Origin of the sequence: Shewanella sp. 38A_GOM-205m (assembly GCF_000518445.1) — a bacterium.
In the GTDB taxonomy this organism is placed as follows: Bacteria; Pseudomonadota; Gammaproteobacteria; order Enterobacterales; family Shewanellaceae; genus Shewanella; species Shewanella algae.
The window spans coordinates 1-7,164 of record NZ_JADP01000053.1 but is presented as its reverse complement, the minus strand read 5'-3'; the positions used below and the strand labels follow the sequence as shown (position 1 = coordinate 7,164).

Annotated in this window: 4 protein-coding genes; all 4 read left to right on the top strand. The window is 47.6% G+C overall.

The features are described 5' to 3' along the window. Window positions 1-1,101, top strand: a 1,101-nt coding sequence (locus N512_RS23410; protein ID WP_037475617.1) for a type VI secretion system Vgr family protein, incomplete at its 5' end; no start/stop codon positions are given. A 6-nt stretch (window positions 1,102-1,107) separates the two neighbouring features. Further along, window positions 1,108-1,635 carry a DUF4123 domain-containing protein gene (locus N512_RS0118895; RefSeq protein WP_028781309.1) on the top strand — a complete coding sequence of 176 codons (528 nt, stop codon included), beginning with the start codon at window positions 1,108-1,110 and terminating at the stop codon, window positions 1,633-1,635. Between the two features lie 4 nt (window positions 1,636-1,639). Further along, window positions 1,640-5,575, top strand: coding sequence for a hypothetical protein (locus tag N512_RS0118890; RefSeq protein ID WP_156029287.1), 3,936 nt, complete (start codon window positions 1,640-1,642; stop codon window positions 5,573-5,575). Next, a complete protein-coding gene (locus N512_RS0118885) occupies window positions 5,575-6,687 on the top strand; it encodes a sel1 repeat family protein (RefSeq protein WP_028781307.1) in 1,113 nt (370 codons plus the stop codon). The genes N512_RS0118890 and N512_RS0118885 overlap by 1 nt, the downstream gene beginning before the upstream one ends. The last annotated feature ends 477 nt before the right edge of the window (window positions 6,688-7,164 follow it).

The window sequence follows — 7,164 nt, the reverse complement described above, 5'->3', positions numbered from 1 at the left end:
GGCGAGCAGGGCAATGCGGCGGAAGAGGACAACAGCAGCCGCGGCACCACTTACAGTAACGAGATAGTGGCGGTGCCATCCTCCATGCAATGGCAAGCGGAGCCGAAGGCCAAACCACAGATGGCGGGGCCGCAGATAGCGACCGTGGTGGGGCCGAAGGATGAAGAGATATTTTGTGACGAATACGGCCGAGTGAAGGTGCAATTCCCCTGGGACAGATATGCCAGGGGGGACGAGCACGGCAGCTGCTGGATACGGGTCAGCCAGGGCTGGGCCGGTGGTCAGTATGGCTTTATGGCGCTGCCGCGGATAGGGCATGAAGTGATAGTGTCGTTTTTGGACGGCGACCCGGACCAACCCATCATCACCGGCCGGGCCTTCCATGCGGTGAACCAGGTACCTTACGCGCTGCCGGCCCACAAGACCCGCACCGTGCTGAAGACCCAGAGCCACAAGGGCGAGGGCAGCAACGAGCTGAGGTTTGAGGATGAAGCGGGGGAAGAGGAGATTTACCTGCATGCGCAGAAAGACCTGAACCTACTGACCGAGAATGACAGACACGAGCATATCAAGCACGACAACCACTTGGATGTGGACAATGAAAGGCGCAGCCGCATCGGCGGTAACGACCACCTGACGGTGTTGGGCGAGTCCCGCCAGCAGGTAACAGGCGACAAGAGCCTGATAGTGGATGGCAGCTTACATCTAAAAGCCGGCTCCGTGTGGGTTAATGAAACCGGTGATGAAATTCATATCAAGGCGGGGCAAAAAGTGGTGTTGGAGTCTTCCTCTGAAATCACAGTCAAAGCCGGTGGCAGTTTTGTCAAAGTCGATCCGGCCGGGGTGCATCTTTCCGGCCCAGGGATCAACCTTAATGCCGGCGGCGGCGCGGCATCAGGCAGTGGTTATGGCGGTAAAGCGCCGGAGCTTCCGGGAGAAGTGGCCGCTGCCGAGCTTCCTAATCCCTTACCTCTGCAATTGGCTCCCGCCAGCATGGAAATGCTCTCCTACAACAATGTCGCGGTGGCTCGCTTGTGCCAAAAGCAAACCGATGGCAGTTGTCCTCTGGAAGATTGCCCCTGCTTGAAGCACAAGGGGTAATGGGCCATGAGTGAGTTACTGCCTGAATTGGCCGGTGTCGAGTATTGGATGCTGACCGACAAAATTCGTTATCCCAAGGTGATGCAGCTGGCCTATCAACATGAAGCGGCTCCCGAGTTGGCCGATCTCTTCATCAATAGTCCATTTGCCTACCTGATGCCACAGAGCCCGGTCATCTTTCGTTTGCGCCACGACAGCAGCCTGTTGCCCATATGGCAAAATGACTCCCTCTGGCGCAGCTCGGCGGTGATTTTTGCCAGCCAGGCTGGGGCGTTCGACACACTGAAACAACACTTGCTGGCTCTGTTACAGCCCAGGATCCTGGGGCGCCAGACCATCTTCAGATATTACAGCAATCAAACGCTGGACCCCTTGTACTCTGAACTGGATGTCGATGACAGGGACACCCTTCTGGGACCTGCCTCGGCGCTTTGCTGGACCTCCCAGCAGGGCGAACTCAGGTCTCTGAAACACACACCCAAAGCCGTTGAAAGCTATAGCTTTAATTCAGCCGTTTTTAGTAAATGGATTTAGTGAAATGAATCATAAAGATAACTTGGCACTTAGGGCTTGCCAAAACGTCCAGGATGAATGCCTGAGAATGTTGGCCGACTATCACAAAATGGATTATGCCGAATTGGCGAACATGAATACTCTGGAGCTGCAGAATAAATTCATCAGTTGGAAGTATGAAGTCGTACCTATTGACGTCAACAAGCATCTGCCTACCGTTACGCCTCCAGAGGATGGGGCCTGTGGAAAAGGAATTACAACCTGTGAAGGTGCCTATGTGGAGTATGAAGATGTACTCTATGTGCCAAATCATCCAAAGGATGGGAAGCGCTATTGGTATGCCCTGACCTCTGAAGCGTTAGAAAGACTCAAGCAAGAAAGACAGCATTTACAGCTCAGTGACATGGATATCAATGCGCCCGACTTTAATGAAAAGATGCTGCAAAAGCTCAATGAGCTTGGGTTGCTCTCTCGTTATGACTATTTACCGTATGAGATATTTCTTTCTGATGCGGCAGATAAAGAAAGGTACAAAACATTATGGTTGCTCAAATGGACCCAAGGGCTGGGACTCTGGGTAAAGGCTGAACTTAATGAGTTGGATGATTATGCCCGCAGCGTAGGCTTTGAGTTGCTGGCTAAACATTCTTTTATCAAGAGTGAGGTTGAGTTGCGCGTAAGAGCGGCTAATCATTACCCATCAGGCTCTTTGGATAGCTTGAATACCCAATATGTCTTGGGCGAGGCCAGAAAAAAAATTGAATTAGAACTGAAAGAATATGTGTTGGCTGAATGCAAAAAGCTGGAAGATAAAGCCAAAAAACAGGCCAATGGTTGGGAAACCGATGATGGCACTAAGTTTATTTATGATGAAAATTTAGATTATTTCACCAGTGATAAAGAGAAGAATGTAGGTCTCTATGTCAGCAGCCTGAAACGCACCTTGGGATTTGAGTATAAGTCATTAATTTCTCAAAGTGATAGTGAAGCTGCTAAAACATTTAATTATTTCTGGGGGGAAGAGTTTGTTCAGTATGATGATATTTTTAATGAGTCCGAAATTTCCTGGTCTAAATTAAGTAGCCTTAGTGGTTCTTTAGGCTATGATACTAGGAAATATGGTTTTTACTGGAATCTTTTGATGTTTAATCTTTCCGGTATGGTCCTCAAGGAACAATGTCTTACATTAGAAGAGATGAATAACAATAATCTATATAAAGAAATGTTTTCTTCATATAGGCAGTATTCAAAAAAATATAATGCTGTTATTAATGTTCGGCGTTCATCATTTTGGGGCAATGATGAACTGAATAATGAACAGGTAGAACTTCTTTTTGAACTGTTACAGAAGGATCGAAAACAAAAGCATTTTGAGCAATCGGATGACTATGTCTGGCTCAAGGCTTTCATGGAGAGTGGCGGTTTTCAGTGGGGCTATTGGGATACGGTAGCTCTGGATATTAAGCTGGATGCTTTTTGGGAGAAGCAAGTTAAAGACCTACGGCAGATAAAACTGGAATCCATTCCGGATTTCTTTGAAAAACCTTTGTTAATCAAGAAAGCCTGTAAAGTTCGAATGGATTACTGGAAGGCGCTTGCAAACTCCAGAGCTCAAAAGGGCGATGTGAGCAATATCAGTAAGAAAGTCAACAAGAAATCCTATTCAGTGCTTTGGAATTTTGAAGACTGGAGACCTGCCGTAAAGCACCCGGGCATGATAATGAATCTGCCTGATAACAATGATCTCAGGGTTGTTGAATGTTATCTGCTCTCAGAAGGAGATGAAGGTACCCCTTTCTACCTCAGAACCCCATCTTGGTTGCTACCCGCATCCTCGGAAAAGCACCTGGTTAGTTCAGGCAAGGGGCATGTTAAAGACATTTCTCAGCGGGTGGCCTTATCAGCCTCAACCAAAGCGGTTGAATCCAAGGAGGAGCGTGACGAATTAAATGCGGCTGAAGCGCAGCAGAAAGAACCTACGCTGAACCAATTTCCCAAGGATGTGGCCGAGACAGTCAAACAGACAAAAGTCCGACTGCCTAAAGATGCATACAAGAAGTTTATGAATCAAATTTCTGAGAATAAACAACTTTCTCTTGATATGTCCTTGATTCATTTCCAAAATGAGCATTCTTTACTGGGCAAGGATTGGGCTTACCAATCAAACACCAGTATGGATGGCTATACTGTTTCCGCCGATGCCCAACTTATGCGTTTCACCTCATCGGCAACCAGTTCTTTAACGGCTCCGGGGTTGGCTATCCAAGGTTCTGAAGTAGCCAAAAGACTCAGTGGAGACACTGCGCTTAATCTATCTCTGGATCTGGCCAGAGCACAATTGGGTTTCAGTGCCTGGTTTCCCTTGGGAAACAAGGCTCCCGGGAACGCTTATGTGCCTTATAACCCCATGCCAGTGAAAGGGTTACAGCTTGATTTTCCCTATATTGCACGCAAGTCAGGTAATGAAGTCAAGCAATTGTATCAAGCCGGTGAAATTTGTTTTTGGCTACAGGTAACCACATACGGCCTTATAGCAGCCAGTTTGAATTTGGCTACAAACATCAGCATAGGTCCCAGTGCAGATGGAAATGATGTAGGTGTTAAAGGCTCGGCGTTTCGGCCATCGGGTTATAATCGTTCGAAAATAAAGGCCGAGGGGCCTGAGAATGTTATAGAAGGGGCCGCCCAGGCCGGAGCCACTGCGGAACTGTTTGCCGGTGCAGAAGTCGGCGGCACGGTAACAGGAGAAGTTCATTGGAAACCCCCAATGTCTTCCGATGTTCTTGATAAGACGCAAGAGAAGGAAGCGAAAGAGACGAAGCAAGATAAGGAGCAATTAAACACCAATCAGTGGCGAAAGCTCGGTTCAATAACTGCCGGCGGCGCTGCAGGGATAGGTATTGGTGTTGAAGGGACATTTCGTTTGGGCTATGACGCGGGTTGTTTCTTCTTGGTCGTCGGCGCCAAGGTCGTTTGTGGCCCTGGGGTAAAGGGCAGCTTGAATATTGCAATCGACCCTTTCAGTACAGATCTTTTTGTTGGCTGCTTGTTGAACATGCTAAAGCAGAGCGGCTTTAGTCGTTTGGCCGTCTTTGACGATGAAGACTCCAAGCTTTTTTATATACTCAACCAAAGATTGACCTTGGCAATCGCCACAGGGCTCAGTCTGGCCGATATATTACTATTCCCTCCAAGGGTTTACGCAGATTGGCTGCATAAGTCGACTCAGGAAGATTATGCGCCTATCATCGCTAAAAATATTTTGAAGGTGGACAAGCAGAAAAAAATGCAGAGTTGGTTGCTTAATCTACCTCCAGAATCTTTGGCGCCGCTCTTTGATGCCTTGATTGCAATGCCTGGGGGCAAGAGTAGTGGCACTCAAGCTGAAGCATTGTTGTTTATTATGCAGCAACTGCAACCGGGAGACGATACAAGGGAGGTTGTATTGCGCCGCCGCCAATTTACCAAGGCGCTGGAGTTAATGGGAGTGAAGGAGGGCCAGGAGGCGGCCTCTTATCTCAGGCGTTGGCAAAGAGTACTAGATAACTGGTTAAAGTTAGCTCACTTTTTCTCCAAGATTGATGGCCAAATAGACGAACAGGATATAAAGGTCGTTCAAGGTGAGTTTAATAAATATATTGGTCTGCTGTGTAGTGGGATGTGTTGGTATTCCAACGAATGGGATGAGCCAGGGATTGGTCGTGATGGCAAACCAAAGCGTAAGAGTGCCTATGGCTGTTATTTAACCCCCGAAGGGTTACAGGCCATGGTCGATGCCAAAATAGTCGATCCCGATAGCCAAAAATACCAGACTCTGCAAGAATCCGTCATCGAGGCAGAAAACTTGGCCAGGCTTGAACGCGGGCGAGATGGCAAGTTCAAGCAAAGAACTTGGAGTCTGACTGAGTTGGATACCCTACCTGCCCCTTCCAGAACAAAGAAAATAGAGGGCTTGCTTTGATGGTGCAGATTCAAAGATCAAAATTTAATAAAACCCATAAATTAATCATTGCAGCATTGGTGTTATTGATATGCTTGCTCGGGTTATCGCTATATGGCGGCCAGAGTACACAACCCAGCCAACATGCTGCGATTATTGAAAATGATGAGTTACTGGCTTTGGCTGCCGAGAGCCAGCCCAATCCGGACATCTATGCCAGTAGTTTGGTCAAACCCGGTGATTCTTTGTTTGCCGGTTTAAAGGCGTTGCAGGAGGGTAAGGATGATATTGCCGTTGAGGTTTTCGGTAAGATGGCTGAGGAAGGGAACATAGGTGCCATGTTATGGTATGGACTGACCAATATGGGCGCCGGTGTATACGGTACTGCTTCAGCTGTAGAGTGGATTAACAAAGCGGCTCAGCAAGGAAACCCCTATGCGATGCGGCGCTTGGTACCGGCGGGAGAAACCCTGCAAAATTGTGAGTGGTATTTAGGCCAATACTGCGACGACGCCTGGGCAGACAAGGCGCGGGAAGCTTTCCTACAGCGCTTGCAAGCCAACCCCGATGATGTACTGAGTCGTTATGCAGCCTCCATGAATGCCGACAGGGCGGCAGAAGCGGCCAAGCAGAAGTATTATGCCCCTATGGTTAGCCAGGCGCATAAATATGGCCGGGCTTATGAGGCTGGTGAACTCAGCGAAGCCGATGCAGCCAAGGTGGTGACTCTACTCAAAATGGCGGCCAATGATAACTTTGCACCGGCAATGGACATACTGGCAGGTATTTTCTATAAAGTTATCGGCTTTGAGATGGCTAATTATTATGCCAAAAGAGCATTTCATTTAGGTTTTAACTCCTTAAATGCCATTATCCACGTGAATACTAAAGAGTGGCTTAAAGGAACGAATCGGGATGAAATGCTGGTTGCTTTATCCTATATATATGCTGCTGAAAAGTATTACAGGAAAAGAAATATAGACTTTATCATTATAGATGATATCAATAAGGTTGGGACGCCAGTGACCGATGAGGAAATTTCAGTTGCTAAAAAACAGGCTGAAAAAATCATCTCAGAAATAACACCGGTTATTTATATCGATGCAATTTACGATGTGGAAGCCTATCACTAGCAAGAGCATGGATACGACAAGATAAGATCTCTGCTGATGTAGTTATATCTCAGCAGGGATCTTCGCAACCCATCCCTGCAAATAAGGAACTCTTGGCCTTGAAGGAGTCCCTAACCATTCGGGCCTTCCTGCAGCATTTACCTGTTTAAAGAAGTCACTTGTATTAGTCACTCCAGATCCAGCGAAAAGGTGCTGATTTTTTTGGGATCCCTGGCACCACTCACTTCCTTGTCGAGGCTACTTAGCGATAACACTTTTCTAGCCTGTATCGAATAGGTTTGGAACCTCTGCCGCCATCCAAGATGCCGGGCAGCTAGAATGATGTGCCAAAGCAGGAAACAATGGGTAAAGAAAAGTGGTCACTGTTTGTAGCATTCGCGGCGAGACTCGCCTCGCACCCACTTCTGTTTACCTATGTAGAGCGCGTATGGGACCCATAGGTAGCTTCCTTAATGGTCCTTTGCTTGCTTGGTGACT